This is a genomic window from Micromonospora sp. NPDC049139 (assembly GCF_055586845.1).
Window position 1 is genome coordinate 1 of record NZ_JBVJHK010000012.1, and the last position, 16,635, is coordinate 16,635.

The window sequence follows — 16,635 nt, forward strand, 5'->3', positions numbered from 1 at the left end:
GCCGTGCTCGACGCCACCCACCGGACCAGCCGGGATGCTCATGCAACCCCAGGACCACCGGGCTGATCAAGCACCGGAGTCCTTTACATGAGCCCCACCGCCGGGGCCGGGGTGGTCAGGGGCTGGCGGCCAAAAACACGAACGCGGCGAGCAGCACCAGGTGCACGCCGCCCTGGAGCACGGTGGCCCGCCCCGGCACCACGGTCAGCACACCCGTGACGACGGTGAGGGCGAGCAGGGTGAGCTGGGTGCCGCCGAGGCCGAGCAGGAGCGGCCCCTCCAGCCAGATCGAGGCCAGCGCTATCGCCGGGATGGTCAGCCCGATGCTGGCCATGGCCGAGCCCAGCGCCAGGTTCAGGCTGATCTGCACCCGGTCGCGGCGGGCCGCCCGGGCGGCGGCGATCGTCTCGGGCAGCAGCACCAGCAGCGCGATGACTACGCCGACGAAGGACTGCGGCAGGTTCGCCCCGGCGACGGCGGACTCGATCGCCGGGGACACCGCCTTGGCGTCACCGACCACGGCGACCAGCGCCACCAGCAGCAGGCCGAGGCTGAGCAGGGCGGCCCGGTTCGACGGCGGCGCGGCGTGCCCGTCGGCATCCACCACCCGCCCCTCGGTGGTGACCGGCAGGAAGTAGTCGCGGTGGCGGCCGGTCTGCACCATCACGAACAGGCCGTAGAGCGCGAGCGACGCCACGGCGGCGAAGGCCAGCTGGGCGGGGCTGAACTGTGGACCCGGCCGGCTGGTGGTGAAGGTCGGCACCACGAGGCTCAGGGCCGCGAGGGTGGTCACGGTGGCCAGCGCGCCACCGGTGCCCTCGGAGTTGAACACCGCCACTTTGCGGCGCAGCGCGCCGATCAGCAGCGACAACCCGAGGATGCCGTTGCACGTGATCATGACGGCGGCGAAGACGGTGTCCCGCGCGAGGGACTGCGTCTTCTCGCCGCCGCTGATCATGAGGGTGACGATCAGCGCGACCTCGATGACGGTGACGGCCACGGCGAGGAGCAGCGAGCCGTACGGCTCCCCCACCCGGTGCGCGACCACCTCGGCGTGGTGGACGGCTGCCAGCACCGCTCCGGCCAGGAACGCGGCCACCACCACGACGACAGGACCGGGTAGGTCGCGTCCCCAGGTGAGGATCAACGCCACGACCGCGAGCAGCGGTACGGAGACGGTCCAGTCGGTCAGACGTGAGCGGAGCAGCGCGGCCATGCCCCAACCCTGCCAGGATTCACGATCATGTGACCACCGACCGGTGTACGCAGTGGCGATCGGCCCACCGCCACGCTGTCCAGGTGCGCCGCCGGCCCGAGCCGTCAGCCGTAGGTGGGCTGCTGCGGCCAGCCGGGCGGGGAGTCCTCCCAGTCCTCCTGGCGGCCGTACGGGGTGAGGTCGAGGATGCTGTTGACGAAGACGAGCCGGTCGACGCCGCGCGCCGTCGTGTTGTACGTCCGGTAGACGTCCGCGCCGTCGCGCAGGAAGACGCTGAGCATGAAGCCGCGCTCCGCCCCGCAGTCCGCCGCGAACGACGTGCCGTGCGACGACACGAACGGCAGGGTCCAGCCGCGACGCGCCTTGTACGCCTCGATCTGCGCCAGCGGCATGTCCGACACGGTCGCCCAGCTGATCCCCCGCTCCGCCAGCCGCGCCAGCCCGGTCACGGGGACGCTGTCGGTGAACCAGGTGCACCCGGGGCAGTGGTGGTCGGGGCCGTTGTCCATGAACTGGTAGACCACGAGCTGGCTGCGGCCCTCGAACAGGTCGAGCAGGGTGGCCGGGCCGGTGGGCGTGTGGAAGCGGTGGCCACTGTCGAACCTGACCATCGGGAGGCGACGACGCCGGGCGGCGAGCGCGTCCTGCGCGCGGGTCAGCTCCTTCTCGGCCTTCAGCAGGTCGTCACGGGCCTGCTGCCACTCGTCGGCCGACACTGTCCGGGGCTTCTCCATGAGGCGATTGTGCCCAGGGGGCCCGACGACATGCCGGTGCGACGCGCCGGCGGGGACGGGGCATGGCGCCGGCGGGGACGGGGCATGGCGCCGGCGGGAACGGGGCGTGGCCGCCTGCTGCCAGGGCGGGCGGTCGACGGGCGGCACCCGCTCGTCGGAGGCGCGCCGCGTCCCACCTGGACGGCGCCGGGCGGGGCCCGACCCTCCCACGGGAGAGCCGGGCCCCGATCCGGTCGGACGGTCAGTCCGTGCAGGACGGCTGGTCGAAGTGCCCCGGGGTGCCGGGGAACGCCACCCCGGCGCCCTGCTCGCGGTTGTCGCGCGGGTAGACGTACGACAACTCGAGGAACGCCGAGGTGCCGGCCGTGGTCACGTCGGTCGCGCTCCGACCGGCGCCGGAGGCCCAGGCCAGGCTGGTCAGGAACTCCTGCATGGCCGGGCTGTGCTGGCGGACGTCGTTGAACCCGCCGTAGGCCGAGTTGCAGTGGGTGAACAGGTTGTAGGCGCCGTTCCAGTCGAAGAGCCGGTCACCGTTGTTCGGGCCGTTCGCCGTCACGTCACCCTGCAACACGTCCCGGTCCCAGCCGCCGTACATCCAGTCGGTGCCGTGGTGGTGCTGGTTGTCGGCCACGGCGTCGTTGTCCAGGTTCGTCATCTCGAACCACAGGCACGGGTCGACCGTGCCCGAGGCCAGGTCCACGGGCCAGGCCCCGGCCGCGCAGTTGTCCGGGTACGACCCGCGGGGACGGAAGTCCAGCAGGTCGGAACTGAGCACCGCGGTCACGGCCGGGCCGTCGGTCGCCCCGGCGCCGCCGAAGAGGTGGTCGACGTACTGGTCGCTGTCACCTCGGGCGGCGGCGCTGAAGACGCCGTCCACCTGGCACTGCGGGTTGGCCGCGTCGAGCACCGGGTCGCAGCCCTTGCCGCCCCACAGCACGTCCGACCCCTCCGACCCGAACAGCTGGTCGCCGCCGCTGTCGCCGTTGGCGACGTCGTCACCGAACCCGGTGTGGATGTTGTCCGCCCCGGCACCGCCCCGGACGCGGTCCCCCGAGCCGGCGGTCAACCCCGAGTGCGGCATCGGCGCCGAGGTGGAGCTGCCGATCCAGGCGTCCCCGTCGGTGTCGTGCAGCAGATCCACGCGCCGGTCGTAGGCACCGGCCCGGAATCCGGTGTACGTCTCCTGCGGCACCGACGACAGCGTGGTGGTGAAGCCCAGCGCCGCCACGTCGTCGGGGTTGAGGTACTGGCTCACCACGCCGCCCCGGTCGCCGAGGATGGCGTCCCGGCCGTCGTCGCCGTACAGGGTGTCGGCGCCGAGCTCACCGAGGAGGTCGTCGTCGCCGTCGCCGCCGCGGATCGTGTCGTCGCCGTCCTGGCCCCAGACGCCGTCGTTGCCGGCGTCGCCGTAGAGCTGGTCGCCGCCGAACGCGCCGGCCGGCTCGCAGGTGGCCTGGGCGGTGGTGCAGAACCGGGTGGACGGGCCGGGCAGGGCCGGATCGTGGGTACGGGCCCGGGTGGCGTCGGCCGGCACGGCGCCGGTCGGGTACCGCTCGGTGTAGACCCGCTCGGTCGGGCTGCCCTGGACCACGGTCACGGTCCGCAGCAGCGACCCGTTGTCGCCGAGGAGCACGTCGTCGGCGCCGTTGCCCTCGATCACGTCCCCGGTGTCCCGGAAGCCCGGGGTCGAGCTGCCGCCGATCAGGTCGTCCTGCCCGGCCGGCGTGCCGTCGCCGACGAGGTCGGCCACGGCCGCCGGGTCGCCCGGCCAGCCCGGGTCGGGCAGCGGGACGATCGTGGCCCGTCCCGCCGCCCCGAGGGCGCTGTCCCCACGCAGGACGTCCGCCCCGCCGTTGCCCTCCAGGTAGTCACCGTCGCCGTCACCGGTCAGGGCGTCGTCGCCGTCCTGACCCCAGAGCGTGTCGACGCCGTCGCCGCCGCTGATCCGGTCGTCGCCGTACCGGCCGGCGGTGGCCGCCGCCCGGTCCAGCAGCACCACGATCCGCGGGCCGAAGAGGGTGCCGCCGGCACCGACCCGGACGGTCGCCGAGGTCGGCTGCTCGCCGGCGAGCGGGCGCAGCACCGCGCCGTTGTCGCCGATGACGGCGTCGGACCCGGGGCCGCCGAAGACGGCGTCCGCGGTGTCCGGCTGGCCCGTGGTGGCCGCTCCGGTTCCGTCGTACGCGGTGCTGGAACCACCCACGAGGTCGTCGTCGCCGTGGTTGCCCTCGACCCAGTCGGTGCCGGGGCCGCCCTCGGCGAAGTCGGCGCCGCCGTCGGCGTGCACCCGGTCGGGCCCGCCCTGGCCGAAGATGACGTCGTCGGAGTCCCCACCGAAGATCAGGTCGCCGCCGCTGGTGCCGGCCGCCGGGGTGAACCCGAGGTCGAGCAGGGTGACCTTGCGCGGCGGGCCGGCCCGGCCCTGGGTCACCCGGGTCGCGTCGGCGTCCGCCGGCGCGAAGCGGGCGTTGTCCCCGGCGATCAGGTCGCTGTCGCCGTCACCGTGGAGCTGGTCGCCGACGTCGGGCCGGCCCGTGCCGGCGGTCGGCTCCTGGCCGGAGCCGCCGACGATCTCGTCCCGGCCGTGGTCGCCGTGGATGAGGTCGGCGCCGTTGTTGCCCTCCAGCCGGTCGTGCCCGACGTCACCGTTGATCCGGTCGTCGCCGAGCCCACCGTAGGCGAGGTCGTCGTCCCCGCCGCCGGAGATCACGTCCCCGGCGCCGGCCCCGGCCGCGTCGCCGGCCAGGTCCAGCGGGTACGGCCCGACGTCGCTGACGCGCGGGGTGCCGTTGTCGCCGACGATCCGGTCCGTCCCCTCCTCGCCGTAGAGGCGGTCTCCACCGTCGGCCGCGCCGGCGGTGCGCCCACCGCCGTAGAGCACGTCGCCGTCCCGGCCGCCGAAGACCTGGTCGCCGCCGGCGTTGCCCTCGGCGGTGTCCGCGCCGGTGCCGCCGAAGAGGCCGTCGTCGCCGGCGTTGCCGAAGAGCAGGTCGTCGCCGTCGTCGCCGTGCAGCTGGTCGACGCCCGCCGCGCCCCAGGCCCGGTCAGCGCCGCCGCCGAGGTGCAGGGTGTCGTCGCCGAGCTGGCCGCAGGCGCGGTCGTCGCCGCCGCCGAGGTCGGCCCGGTCGTTGCCGCCACCGGCCGAGACCACCTCGACCCCGGCGCCGCCGAGGACGAGGTCGGCGGCGCCCTGGTCGGCGGGGGCCGGCTGGGCGTCGGCGAGGGTGGCGTCGGCGCAGGTCTCGGCGGGCAGGTGCCGGTCGCCGAAGACCGTCGCGCCGCCGTCGCCGCCGATCACGTGGTCGCTACCGAGTCCGCCGACGAGCAGTTTGGTCTGCGACTGCGTGCCCGCGGGCAGCGGCTCGTGGGTGACCTGGCGGAACGGACCGTAGCCGTCCGACCCGTCCGGCTCGCCGACCTGGGCGGGCTCGGCGATCACGTAGTCGTCGTCGGGGCCGCCGAAGAGCTCGTCGGTGCCGTAGCCGCCGACCAGCACGTCGTCGCCGCCGTAGCCGTAGACGCGGCCGGTCTGGCCGTTGGCCGAGTGCGAGACGACCAGGTCCACGCCGGCGCTGCCGTGCACGACGTCCTGGCCGGCGCCGGTGTCGACCTGGTTGACCAGCCCGGCGTCGCCGGTGCCGGCCTGGTCCGCGTCGGCGGGGACGTCGGTGTCGTACGTGTGGATGGTGTCGTCGCCCCTACCGCCGTTGACGGTGTCCGCGCCGGCTCCGCCGACCAGCGTGTTCGCGCCGTTGGGCCGGTCGTCGACGAGCACGCCGAGCACGTCGTCGCCGCCGTTGCCGTAGACGGTGCTGGCGCCGTGCCCGACGGTGACGTGGTCGTCCGCGCCGGCGTGGTCGCCGGTGGGGGCGTCCAGGGTCGTCCAGTCGACCAGCCCGTTGAGGGTCTTGTCGCCGGCCCCGGTGCGCACGGTGGTGGCGCCCCGGTCGGTGCCGCCGAGGCCGCTGTCGCCGGCGACCACGTTGTCCCCGTCGCCGGTGGTGATGCTGTCCTGCCCGGCGCCGCCGGCGACCCGGCTGACCGTGCCGGCCGCCTCGGCGGTGACGATCACGTCGTCGCCGCCGCGGCCGTCCACGTACGCCGGCCCGGTCCCGGTGCGGATCCGGTCCTTGCCGTCGGAGCCGAGCACCACCGCGGTCTTGTCGAACGCCGAGGTCCTCGTGCCGTCGCCGCTGGTGTCGCCGTCGCCGAGGAGCAGCACCGACAGGGACGTCTTGTCCGGGTCGGCGACCTCGTAGCCGCGCCCGTCGACGACCACCCGGGTCAGGGCCGGGTCGAGGAACTCCTGCCGGCGGCCCAGGGCCTCCACCGCGAAGCCGTCGAAGTCGTCCGTGGCGCCCGGGGTGTCCGCGTCGGCGTAGTGCAGCGCGTACACCTTCACCACGTCACCGGCGTAGGTGTCGGCGCCGTTGTCCCACGCCTTGTCGCCGCGCTGGTCCTTGGTGCCGAACTTGCCGGCGAAGACGACCAGGGTGTCCCCGGCGGTGCCGGCGAGTTCCGGTGGCGGCGGGGAGCAGTCCGGTTGCGCCCGGAAGTCGAGCAGGGTCGCGTCGACCAGGGTGAAGGCGAATTTCTTCTTGAACAGGAACAGGTCGATGGTGACGTAGACCCGCAGGAAGACCGAGAGCCGCCCGCTGGTGGTGAACAGGCAGATCGGGTTGACCAGGAGCGCCTGGAGGAACTCGCTGGTGCGGAACTTCCCGTCGTTGTTCGGGTCGTTCCAGCTGAAGCCGACGGTGAGCTGGATGCCGCCCTCGATGCCGACCTTGACGATCAGCACGCTCACCTCGGCCCCGGCGGCGATCTCACCGCGCAGGGTGACCACCGGGACGGCCTTGCCGCTGCTGTCGGCGGTCTTGAAGTACAGCCCGTCGAGCAGGCTCACCGCGTCGACGGACGTGCCGTCGGTGGCCGCCTCGATCGCGTGCCGGATGCCGGCGGTGTCCAGGCCGGCGATGAACCGGGCGGTCACCGAGGCGCTGCCGGACAGCGTGACGAAGACCGGCGGCGGGGCGTAGACCGGGCCGAACGACTGCCGCCAGCTGAAGCCCAGCTCCAGCGGGCCCGAGTCGAAGCTGATCAGCTCGACGTCCTGGCCGAGCAGGAGCCCGAACAGCGAGCCCGGGTTGTCGAAGATCGGGAAGCTGAAGCCCGTCTTCTGAGCGTTGCTCTTGCCGTCGGCGGCCGGGGTGAACAGCTTCTCGCCGTCGTCACCCGCGGCGTCGTCGACGCGCGCCTTCACCTGGGCGCCGGAGGCCGGGTTGTACTCGGAGGTGCGGTCGATCAGGCTCTCGGCCGAGGCCGGCGAGACCTCCGTGGTCAGCGCCTTGGCGCTGTCCATCTTGAACCCGCCGAGCGGGATGGAGCAGCCGGAGTCGCAGTCGGGTATCCGGTTGATGAACGTGACCACGGCGCGGACGGTGTCGATGAAGTCGAGCTTCGGACCACCGTTGAGGGTGCTGAAGGTCTTGGCGAGCCAGACCAGGGTGATGTCGGGGCCGCCGGTGGCCTTCGACAGGTCCGACAGCACCGGGATCGGCGCGTACAGGGTGTCGATGACCGGCTGCAGCGGCCCGGTGACGGCCTTGAGCTTCTCCACCACCGGCTTGAGGATCTTGTCGAAGAAGGCGCCGGCGTCCAGGGCGATGTCGGTGAACGTCACCTTCAGCGGCGTGGTGACGCCGTCGCCCGTGGCGGTGAGCCCGCCCCGCTTGTGCTTCAGGCCCCACTGCAGGCCGAAGGTGGCGCTGATGCCGGGCAGCGCGGAGTCCTCGCCACCGGTGTCCACCGCCGCCGCCAGCTTCCAGTCGATCTTGACCTCGGCGGTGAGGTCGGTGGCGAGCAGCGAACCCAGGTCGGCGAACTCGGCCAGGGTCAGCCGGTCGTCCGGGTTGGCCGTGCAGTCGGCGGTGACGGCGGGGTCGAAGCAGCTCTTCTCCCCCGGCGAGCCCTTCAGGTCGATGCCGAAGTACGCCTTCACCAGCGGGTCGGTGGCCCGCTTCGTCGCCTTCACCTGGATGAAGGCGAGCTGGGCGGCGAGGTCGCCGGTCATGTCGAACTGGGCGCCGACCTGCACCTCTGGCGAGGTGTCCCCGTCGTGGGTGGGGACGTAGAAGCCCTCGTCCCGGTCCAGGACCAGGTCCAGGTGCAGCTTCCAGCCCAGCTTGGCCTGGATGCCGTCCGGGGCACCCTTCTTCGCCTTCAGCGACAGGCCGGGGATGCCCAGGTCGAGCGGCACGTTGAGCTTGAGGCACTCGTCGGACGCGCTCGCGTCCTTACACCCGTCGGCCGCGGAGGGCGCGCCCTTGGAGGTGGTGAGCTTGATCCGGATCGCCTGGAAGTCCTCGGGCGCGCAGGGCGCCGTGACGCCGCTGCGGCAGCTGACCACCGCGCTCACGCCCGGGTCCAGGTCGGCGAGCACCTCGTTGAGGGCCGCCTGCACACCCGCGCTGTCGAGCGTGGCGTTGGCCAGCACCGGCCCGATCGCGGCCTTGACGTCCTCGCGCAGTTGCGCGACGAAGCGCTGGCCCTGCTGCAGGTCGTCGCCGACCAGGGGCAGCTTGCCGTCGAAGCTGGCCAGCCGCAGCGCCTCCTCGACCTTGGCCAGGTACCCGTCGATTCCGACGTTGAAGTCGGTGAGCTTGAGCGACAGGTTGGCGAAGCAGGAGTCGAGGTTCGGGATGCCGGCCGTGGGCGTCAGGTCCAGGCCGACGGTGAAGGTGAGCAGGTTGGTGTCGTCGTCCGGGTCGCAGTTGTTGACGAACAGCGGCGCCTTCGCGCAGAGCGGCACGTCCGCGCCGCCGATCCCGTCGCCGCAGTCGACGCCCGCGGTCGTGAACTTCGGCGTCAGCCCGAGCAGCCCGCTGATCGGCCCGTCCTCCGTCAGTCCGTTCAGGCCGACGCTCAGGTTGGCCTTCACGGTGGCGAAGTCCGGAGCCTTGCCGAGGTCGAGGGCGAGCGGACCGACGCGCGCGGCGATCGCCGCGTCGGTGACCCCGCCCGCGACGGTGACGCTGGCCGAGGAGCTGCGGTCCAGCAGCGGCGCGGCGTTCAGTCGCAGGGGCAGCAGCAGGCCGAGCTGGGCCCGGGCGTCGACGTCGACCGCGAACGTGCCGGAGCTGTCCAGGGTGATCAGCTCGCGGTGGGCGTCCCAGGCGAAGTTGAGCGGCCCGCCGGTGTGGAACTTGCGCTTCCAGTCCAGCCCGAGCCGCAGGAACGGCCCGCCCTCGCGCTGGTCCAGGGTGAAGCTGATCCCGCTGTCCTCGCCGATCGCCGCGTTGAGCTTGTCGAGGGCGTCCTGGAGGTTGTCGGGGGGCGAGGCGAGCAGCTTGTCCAGTGCGTCGGCCAACTCCGGGCGCAGGGCGTACGCGCTGCCGTCGGCCGGCTTCGGCGTACCGGCCGCCTCGACGCGCAGCGTCTGCCCGTCGATCTGCTTCAGTACCCGGTACGCCTTGCTGCCGATCACGACGGTACGGCCCTCGAGCCGGGCGTCGAAACCGGAGTCGCCGTCGCGGGAGGCGTCCTTGAGCAGGAAGTTCGCCCCGTCGGCGACGAACGTGACGTCCTTGCCGACGCCGCTCTCGTCGGCGCCGAGCAGCTGCCGCGCGGAGCGGCCGAGCAGCGGGATCTCCTTGTCCAGCGGGCCGCTGCCGCCGGGCTGGGACAGCGCGACGTTGATCAGCCGCAGCGCCTCGACGACCACCGCGAAGAGCGCCTTCGGGTCGTCGGGGTTGAAGTCGACGGCGAACAACCCGGACAGCGCCGAGGTGTCCACCACCGGCTGCCCACCTGCCGTCCAGCTCACGTCGACGCCGATGCCCTCGCCGAGGGCGCCGGTGGCGCCGGGCACGCTGACCGTGACCCGGCCGGTGGTCTTCACCGACGACGACACGGCCAGCAGGTTCCCCGGGTCGGACTTCAACCGCGCGAAGAGCGTGCCGAGGCTGATCTCCTGCGCCTGCTTGAAGCTGACCTGGAGCATCCGCTCGCCGGCGGCGGCCGGGCCGACGGCGAGGTCGCCGGCCAGCTTGACCTTGAGGAAGCCGGCGGTGGCGAAGAAGTCCACCCCGGTGGTGATCGGGAAGTCAGCGGCGAACAGCGGCGTCGCCGGGTCCGTGCGCAGCAGCACCCGGTCGACGTTGGCCTTCGGGTCGGTGATGCCGTCGCGCAGGTCGAGCACGAGCGTCACGGACGCGCTGTAGCGGGGCTTCACCTTGGCGAAGCTGGCCTGCGCGTTCGCCGCCCGCAGGCCGACCTTCTTGTCGTCGCCGACGGGCTTGGCGAGCGTGCCGGCCAGCTCGACGGCGCCGATGTTCGGGCTGGAGCCGCTGATCACCCACACGCTGTCGTTCGGCGGCTGCCCGCCGATCCAGTCCTGGGTGAGGGTGACGGAGTTGGCGGTGTTGGCGGCGACGGTGCCGGCGGAGGTGCCGGCCACCACCCGCTGGCCGACGAGCTGGCCGGGCGTGAACCGGTCGCCGCTGACGCTGAAGCCCTTGGCGGCGAAGGTCGCCCCGCGCCCGGACAGCTCCGCGGCGCCGGGGTCGAGCGGAACCTCCACCGTGGACTCCCGCTCCAGCTTGACCCGGAACACCAGCTTGTCGTTCTCGAAGGAGAGGTTGTCCACCGGCAGCCCCTCGGCGGCGAGCAGGGCGAGCAACTGCTGGATGGAGCTGAACTTCGGCTGCCCGGCCAGGGCCGGGTCGTCAGTGTCCGGGTCGAACTGCGGGTCGTCCGGCCGCGGGTGGACGTACTTGCGGAGGAAGTCGGTGAGCTTCTCGTTGACCTTCACCGCGTCGGCGAACGTGCCGCGCAGGAAGGGCAGGTTGAGGTTGCCGGCCGGGCCGCTCTGTTGCACGCCGCTGAGCAGGGTGGCGAGCTGCGCGAGCCCGGAGGCCAGGTCCAGCGGGCTCATGTTGCGGAACTTGGCGATCGTCTCGTCCAGGCCGGTGGTGGTCACCGTGGGGGTGCCGACGGAGATGTCGTTCCAGTCGACGTTCACGGTCGCCGCCACGGCGGGCAGCGCGAAGGGCGCGCCGGAGACGGCCGCGCCGAGCTTGACCACGCCGTGCACCGAGCCGGGGCCGGGCTCGGTCTCGGTGTCGGAGATCTTCCCACCACCGGAGTTGTCGAGGGCCACCTGCAACAGGCCGGCGAGAGAGCCCGCCGCGCCGAGTTCGCCGGTGTTCGCGCCGGCGGCCGTGTCGAAGGCGAGCCGGCCGTCGCCGTTGGGGTCGGTCACGGTGACCTTGAGGTGGGTCCGCGCGGTGAGGGTGCTGCCGGCGGTCAGCGTGACCCCGAGGATGCCGACCGAGGCGGTGGCCTGGTCGAGGTCGGCGCGCAGCCGCGCCGCCGCGTCGATGTCGATGCGCGGGGTGTCCCCGTCGCGCACCAGGTAGGTCTCCCCGGCGGCGGTGTGCCGGGCCCGCAGGTGGAGGGTCGCCCAGCCGGTGACGCTGACCGCCTTGTCCAGCGTCACCCCGGCCAGGGTGAGGTCCTTGTCGACCACTTCGCGCTTCGTGGTCAGCAGCACGTCCAGCAGGTGGTCGCCGCCGCTGGTGCTCACCGAGCTGGTGAGCCGGGTGCCGCCGCCGAGGTCGACGTCGTCCTTGGTCAGGCCGCTGGCCAACGCGTCGGACGCCCTGTCCACGAGGGTGTCGGCGTCGACGAGCGCGCCGGGGCTGACGCCGAGCAGAGGCAGCGGCTGGCCGAGCAGCCCCAGCTGGGAGAGTCCGCCGTCGGCCCAGGCGGCCGTGCGGGACATCAGGTTCTTGAACCCGCTCTCCCACGCCTCGTCGGCCTGGGCTGGGGCCGCCGTCCACACCAACCCCATCGCGGCGGTCACCGCCGTCGCGATCGCCACGGCTAGCAGCCGTCGTAGAGCCACCATGAGCCACCTCGTTCTTCCGATGGCCGTCACCGACGGCGCTGGTCCGCGCCAGCACATCGATCGCGGGAAATGCTCACAACTCGTGTGTCGGCATGGTGACAGTGCGTCAGACCGAACGGTCGGCACCTCCGGACCGGGTGGCCCGAGAAGACTGTGCTGCGGGCCGTACCGCCCGGCCATGTCGCGCCCGTCCCCGCCCCCACTGGGGGAGGCCCTGTGCCACGTCGGATCCCCGCCGTCGTCACCGCGCTCGCCGGCGCGGCCCCGCCCGCCACCTCCGCACCGGCCAGCGGAGCGCCTGCCGCGAGCGCCAAGGCGACCCGGCGCGCCCTACCGACGCCGGCTCGCCTGCGCGCGGAATCGTTTTCTGGCACCGTCAGAGGAGCCGCCCGTACCGCGCCCGGTGAGGAGACGATCGTGGGCCACGCCGCCGTGCACCACCGGACCGTCGACGTCGACGGGATCAGGATCTTCTACCGGGAGGCCGGGCCGGCGGAGGCCCCGGCGGTGCTGCTGCCGCACGGCTATCCCGCGTCGTCGTTCCAGTTCCGTCACCTCCTGCCTGCCCTCGGCGACAGGTGGCGGGCGATCGCGCCCGACCAGCCCGGCTTCGGATACAGCGACGCACCGGACCGGGCCCGGTTCGCGTACACCTTCGACGCCCACGCCGAACTGCTCCGCCGGTTCGCCGAGACACTGGGCCTGACCCGGTACGTCATCTACCTCCAGGACTACGGCAGCCAGTTCGGGCTGCGCCTCGCGATGTCCGCGCCGGAGCGGGTCGCCGGCCTGGTCATCCAGAACGGCGACATCTATCCCGACCAGCACGGCCCCAAGTACGAGCCGCTCAAGCAGTTCTGGCGCAGCCCCACCGACGAGGGCCGGGAGCGCCTCGCCGCGGCGGTCGGCGAGGGGGGCTTCCGCAGCGAGTTCCTGGGCGAACTGCCCGACCGGCTCAGGGACCGGGTGAGCCCCGACCTGTGGCGGCTCGCCGCGGCTGCCGCCGCCACCCCGCAGCGCCGCGCCAATCTGGTCCGCCTCCTCGCCGACCAGGGCAGCACCGTCGCCTGGTTCCCCCGGCAGCAGGCGTACCTGCGCGACCATCAACCGCCGACGCTGATCGTCTGGGGACCGCACGACGGCTACATGCCCGAGGGTGCCGCGCGCGCCTATCTGCGCGACCTGCCCGACGCGGAACTGCACCTGCTCGACGGCGGGCACTGGCTGCTGGAGACGCACCTCGACGAGGTGGTCCCACTCGTCCGCGACTTCCTCGGGCGGGTCCATCCCTGACCACCCGCGGCCGCACGCCGCACCCCCGCCCGGCCGGCTCGGCGGAGTGGGTCGTCCTGCTGGCCGGGAGGTGCTTCCGCTAGGTTCCGACGCATGACGGTCGCCCGCTCGATCCTGCTGTTCCTGCTCGCCGCGCTCGCCGAGATCGGTGGCGCGTGGCTGGTGTGGCAGGGCTGGCGCGAGCACCGAGGGCTGCTGTGGATCGCGGCCGGAGTCATCGCGCTCGGGTGCTACGGCTTCGTCGCCACCTTCCAACCCGACCCGAACTTCGGCCGCGTCCTCGCCGCCTACGGCGGCGTCTTCGTCGCCGGCTCCCTCGCCTGGGGCATGGTCGTCGACAAGTTCCGCCCCGACCGCTACGACATCATCGGCGCAGCCATCTGCCTCGTCGGCGTCGCCGTCATCATGTACGCCCCTCGCAGCGGCTGATCCCTGGTACTCCGCGACCCAGACCTTGAAGCGGAACCACGAGTCGCTATCCCGCGACCAGCGGCAACGGTGGTCGGCACCTGCTCGGCCCCTGCCCGTGACCGGCTAGATCAACGGGTGCGTCTGGCACCGTCGGGCCGCGCGTCGCCCACCGTCGCCGTGGCAGCGTTCAGCACGGCCCGGAGCGGCGCGTGTGGGAACCCGTCGCCCGTGCCGGTGTCCGGCCCCAGCCGGGTGCTGTAGAAGGGCTCGTCGTGGCGGTCGTCCTGACGGGCCCACAGGTTGCCGGCCTCGTCCCGCTGCCAGATGACGTTCTGACCACGGAAGTCGGCGCGTTCGAGCCAGTCGGCGCCGCACGGCCAGTAACCCTCCCACTGCGGAGGGCGCAGTGCGGCGTATGCCTCGTCGACGGCGGCGACGGCCTGGTCCACGTCGTCATCGTCAAAGACGGCCGCGAATCGGCACAGCAGGGCCAGCGGCGCCCCGGGGTGCTGTAGCTGCGGATCCCGCGCGGCGATCGCCCGGCAGATCAGGTCGAGCTCGGACCAGCGCAACGCGTACGGGTGCCAGTGTGCGAGATCGTCCCATCCGAGCTCGGCCGGCTCGGCCGAGTCAGGGGTGGTGACCTCCAGGCTGTAGGAGTCGACCGAGGCGTCCATGCTCAGGACGACGTGGTGGCCGTCGCCGACCTCGAAGGCCACGTCGAGCGACGAGTCGTCGGAATCCTCATCCGCATCGTCGTCATCGTCGTCGTCCAGCAGGTCTTCGAGGTCACCGAGCCGATCCGCCCCCGGTCCCTCCTCGTGGGCGAAGGTGTACCGCGCCCAGAACACCGGATCACGCAATGACTCTTGCAACACTGATGGAGCCGCCACCACGAGAACTATAGGGACCGCACGAGCGGCATCCCGAACGGGGCCAGCGGCGTGGTGGGCCTCTGCCATGGGCACACCCTGAGACTGGACGCTGGTCCAGAGACAGGTCAGCGGCTGCCATAAGGGGGCGGCTGGTCGTGCGCGCCAGCGGGAGAGGTCTGTCGAGGGACCTGTCCCGGGGGCGGCTGACCGCTCGCCACCGGGGATCGTGCGAGCGTGCGGTGCTTGCCGGGGCTCACGCCGTGGATCCGTTTGAAGGCCGCGCTGAAGCCGAAGGCGTCCGCGTACCCGAGCCGGCGCGCCACGGCCGCGACCGTCTCGGTGGTCTCGGCCAGCATGTCGGCGGCGAGTGTCATTCGCCAGTCGGTCAGGTAGGTCAGCGGTGGCTCGCCCACCAGTTCGGTGAACCGTTTGGCCAGCGTCGTGCGGGACACCCCGGCCCGGGCGGCCAGGGAGGCGAGCGTCCACGGCTCACCCGGCGCGTCGTGCATGGCGCGCAACGCCGGGCCCACCGTGCCGTCGCTCAGCGCCCGATACCAACGGGGTGCCTCGGCGCCCGGCTGGTCGAACCAGTCCCGGATCGTGCAGACCAGCAGCCAGTCCAGCAGACGGTCCAGCACGATCTGCCGACCCGGGCGGCACCCGCCGAGCTGGAAGTCCAGATAGTCGCGGAGCGATGAACAGTCGTGTTCATCCGGTACGACCAGCACCGGCGGGAGCACTCCGAGCAGCCGCTGCGGCGTCTGGCTCCGGACGTGGTACGCCCCGGCCAGCAGCACCATCTGCTCGGCCGGGCCGGTGTCCGGTGGCTGGGCCACCAGTGACTGGCCACAGCTGACGTCCCGCAGCTCGTCCGGCCGGAAGCTCGACCGGGGCTCGGCGGAGAAGACGAACGGTTCCGGTCCCCGCACCACGACGGCCTCGCCGACCCGTACCAGAAGTGGCTTGTCGCTCTCGGGGTGGACGATCCAGCCCTCGCCACGCAGCGGCACGCAGAGCGTCAGGGGCGCGCCGTCGGTGAACCGCAGCGCCCACGACGGTGACAGCACCGACCGGCCGAAGGCGGCACCCTCCGCGCGTACGTCCCGCAGCAGACTGTCGAACGGGTCCATTCCTTCACGATAGGGCGCGGACGATCACACATGCCCGGCGTACGACCAGCCATGTCCGGCCGGCGGTCGGGCCGGTTGACTCGTGGCCATGACGAAAGAAACGACCGAGATCCTCGTCATCGGGGCAAGCGGGAAGACCGGACGCCGGCTGATGCGCGTGCTGCGGGCGGCGGGCGCGCGCGTCCGGGCGGCTTCCCGCTCGGGCGAGGTGCGATTCGACTGGACGCAGCCGACCACCTGGCGGCCGGCCGTGGAGGGAGCGTCGGCGGTCTATCTCATCGCTCCGGCGGACCCCGAGACGGCTGACGACTTCGTGTCGCGGGCGGTGAAGGCGGGCGTCGGCCGGTTCGTGGCGCTCTCCGGACGCGGAATCGACAAGATCGACGGGGATTTCTCGCCGAGCATGGTGGCCGCGGAGCAGGCCGTGCGCGACTCCGGCGCGGAGTGGACGATCATCCGCCCGAACAACTTCAACCAGAACTTCGACGAGGACGTGTGGCGCCAGCCGCTGGCCGACGGCCGCCTGGCCCTGCCGATGGGCGCCACGCCGGAGCCCTTCATCGACGCCCAGGACGTCGCCGACGTCGCCGCGACCCTGCTGACCGAGGACGGCCATCACGGGCAGGTGTACGAGCTGTCAGGCCGCCACGCGCTCACCTTCGCCGAGGCGGTGACGACGATCGCCAGGGCGGCCGGTCGATCCATCCGGTACGTGGAGTTGACGCCGGAGGAGTACCGGACCGAACTGCTCGCCGAGGGTTACTCGACGGCCGACGCGACGGCGCTCAACGCCATGTTCGCGGGGATGCGCGCCGGGTATCTCGCCGAGCCGACCGACGCGGTGCGGCGACTCCTCGGACGCGACCCGATCGACTTCGACGCCTACGCCGCGAGGGCTGCCGCGGCCGGCGGATGGTCGTGACGCAGCCGGGACAGCAGCCGATCCAGTAACCCAGCCCGGGTGAGTCGACGGATGAGCCGTGGACGGTGGTTGAGGCGTTGCTGCCCGCGCCGGGTCGGCGTTCGGGTCCGGTGGCGGGATCACCGGCAGGTGATCAACGGGATC

8 protein-coding genes are annotated in these 16,635 nt (G+C 72.7%); 3 read left to right on the forward strand and 5 right to left on the reverse strand.

The features are described from left to right. Nucleotides 1-115 precede the first annotated feature (115 nt). The 3 genes from ACZ6Q9_RS20215 to ACZ6Q9_RS20225 all read right to left on the reverse strand — a co-directional run bounded on the left by ACZ6Q9_RS20215 (nucleotide 116) and on the right by ACZ6Q9_RS20225 (nucleotide 11,857). Nucleotides 116-1,216, reverse strand: coding sequence for a calcium:cation antiporter (locus ACZ6Q9_RS20215; protein WP_393262189.1), 1,101 nt, complete (start codon nucleotides 1,214-1,216; stop codon nucleotides 116-118). Nucleotides 1,217-1,320: 104 nt separating this feature from the next. Continuing rightward, on the reverse strand, nucleotides 1,321-1,950 hold the full coding sequence (locus tag ACZ6Q9_RS20220) for a DUF899 domain-containing protein (protein ID WP_396829343.1): 630 nt from the start codon (nucleotides 1,948-1,950) through the stop codon (nucleotides 1,321-1,323). 241 nt (nucleotides 1,951-2,191) lie between these two features. Continuing rightward, entirely contained in the window at nucleotides 2,192-11,857 is a 9,666-nt protein-coding gene (locus tag ACZ6Q9_RS20225; protein WP_466021422.1) for a hypothetical protein, read from the reverse strand. 420 nt (nucleotides 11,858-12,277) lie between these two features. Between ACZ6Q9_RS20225 and ACZ6Q9_RS20230 the strand changes: the two genes are divergently transcribed. After that, nucleotides 12,278-13,153 carry an alpha/beta fold hydrolase gene (locus tag ACZ6Q9_RS20230; RefSeq protein WP_466021423.1) on the forward strand — a complete coding sequence of 292 codons (876 nt, stop codon included), beginning with the start codon at nucleotides 12,278-12,280 and terminating at the stop codon, nucleotides 13,151-13,153. Nucleotides 13,154-13,246: 93 nt separating this feature from the next. Next, on the forward strand, nucleotides 13,247-13,582 hold the full coding sequence (locus ACZ6Q9_RS20235; protein WP_393262209.1) for a YnfA family protein: 336 nt from the start codon (nucleotides 13,247-13,249) through the stop codon (nucleotides 13,580-13,582). A 110-nt stretch (nucleotides 13,583-13,692) separates the two neighbouring features. Here ACZ6Q9_RS20235 and ACZ6Q9_RS20240 read toward each other — a convergent pair whose 3' ends face one another. Together ACZ6Q9_RS20240 and ACZ6Q9_RS20245 are read right to left on the reverse strand one after the other, a co-directional pair. Next, on the reverse strand, nucleotides 13,693-14,526 hold the full coding sequence (locus tag ACZ6Q9_RS20240) for a hypothetical protein (RefSeq protein ID WP_396829346.1): 834 nt from the start codon (nucleotides 14,524-14,526) through the stop codon (nucleotides 13,693-13,695). A 38-nt stretch (nucleotides 14,527-14,564) separates the two neighbouring features. Beyond that, nucleotides 14,565-15,569: an AraC family transcriptional regulator gene (locus tag ACZ6Q9_RS20245; RefSeq protein ID WP_393262215.1), complete on the reverse strand. Its 1,005-nt coding sequence runs from the start codon at nucleotides 15,567-15,569 to the stop codon at nucleotides 14,565-14,567. A gap of 88 nt (nucleotides 15,570-15,657) precedes the next feature. On the opposite strand from ACZ6Q9_RS20245, the gene ACZ6Q9_RS20250 reads away from it, so the two are divergent. Continuing rightward, on the forward strand, nucleotides 15,658-16,491 hold the full coding sequence (locus tag ACZ6Q9_RS20250) for an NAD(P)H-binding protein (protein WP_396829347.1): 834 nt from the start codon (nucleotides 15,658-15,660) through the stop codon (nucleotides 16,489-16,491). Nucleotides 16,492-16,635 lie beyond the last annotated feature (144 nt).